General features: G+C 35.0%; 1 protein-coding gene. It reads right to left on the bottom strand.

Annotated elements, in window-relative coordinates; all coding sequences use genetic code 11:
* Nucleotides 1-376: 376 nt before the first annotated feature.
* Entirely contained in the window at nt 377-1,288 is a 912-nt protein-coding gene (locus tag V7183_RS25605) for a VanW family protein (protein ID WP_097898565.1), read from the bottom strand.
* Nucleotides 1,289-1,462: the final 174 nt, after the last annotated feature.

Below are 1,462 nucleotides of genomic sequence, written 5' to 3'. Positions count from 1 at the left end.
GAGCAAACGAGTGTAGGTTACTTTTTATTCTGCATAGCAGGGATTTAGATGGCGCAAAATTTGCCAAAGTGAAAGATTGCTTTGGTGTTATTTGGGATTTAAATTACACAAAAGCTTAAATCGTTCTTCATGGAAAAAGGTGCTTTCTATACGAAGCACCTTTTTTATATAGCATTATACAACCTGATTGATTGATTCATTTATCTTCTCTATTTTGTTCCTTTCTATTTACACCTTTTAAGGTTTTACATGCACACAAAAAGCCACCCTTTCTAAAAAAACACTAGAAAGAATGGCTCAGTTCAATCTTCTATTAATGAAATTTTTCTTCATCCCTCACTAATAGACAACCTTCATCAATAAACAGGGACTATTCTTATTTCATTGCACGTACTTCAGCAACAAGTTTATCGCCCTCTACACTCATATAAAGCTTCACAGGTACATCCTTTGTATTTTCAAACACTAAATCTAAATATGGATATGCTATTGTAGCATCTCGCCCTTTTGGAACATATCCAACTGTTTTGGAATGCGTTGTTCTCTCTACCATTTTTAAACCAGCTTGATCTGCAGCATTGAATAGAGTAGATGATGTTTGACAAACACCGCCTCCATAGCCATCTACTAGTTTGCCATCGACAATTTCTTTACCTAACTGGTATCCTTTGTCTGGCGTTGTATCCCCAATTAATGAATTAAAAGAGAAGCGATCTCCTTTTCCTAAGACAACCCCGCTAACGTTACTTGCAGATAGACGAATATTTTCAATTCTACCGCCAGTAGAGCCACCTAAATTCGTTTCATATCTACCGATTACTGCACCACTTCCACTAGCATCATTTGGTGTTGCTACTGGTTTTTTCTCAACGATTGGTAATTGATATGAAGAATCCCACATACCTACATTCATTAATTTGTCTATTAACTCTTTTTCCATTAATTCATAAGAAGGTTTACCTTCTTGCCACGTTCCATCACTTGCCATACGTGAAGGAACCATCTTTTTATCAACGCTTTTTCCAACTTCACCAGCAATCTTCGTTACTTCTTTTTTAAATTTATTTTCATCTTCAAAGTAGCCTAAGTCTGCTAAATTTAACTTTTTCACTTCAGTTCCACTTCTAGGATCTACTAAACTGATACTATCATTGACATCTGTTTTAGCCTCTACCGCATGGTCACCCATATCGCTTACTAAAGCCACATCGCTAACTTTGGTGCCACATCCACTCACTACACCAATACATATTGCCCCTATTACTATACTTTTTACTTTACGAAACAATATACTCTCTCCTTTTCCCTAACAACTTTTCATTCTTTATTTCTCTAATTTTATGTATATATGGTTACAGAACATTACGATATGATTATAGAATATTACAATCTGATTTCCACTCTATTAAAATTACTCTTTTCTCTGTAAAATGTCTACACATATTTGCTTAAAACACTTAAC

Source organism: Bacillus sp. JJ1127 (genome assembly GCF_036965845.1).
GTDB lineage: Bacteria > Bacillota > Bacilli > Bacillales > Bacillaceae_G > Bacillus_A.
This window is presented reverse-complemented; position numbering and strand designations above follow the sequence as displayed.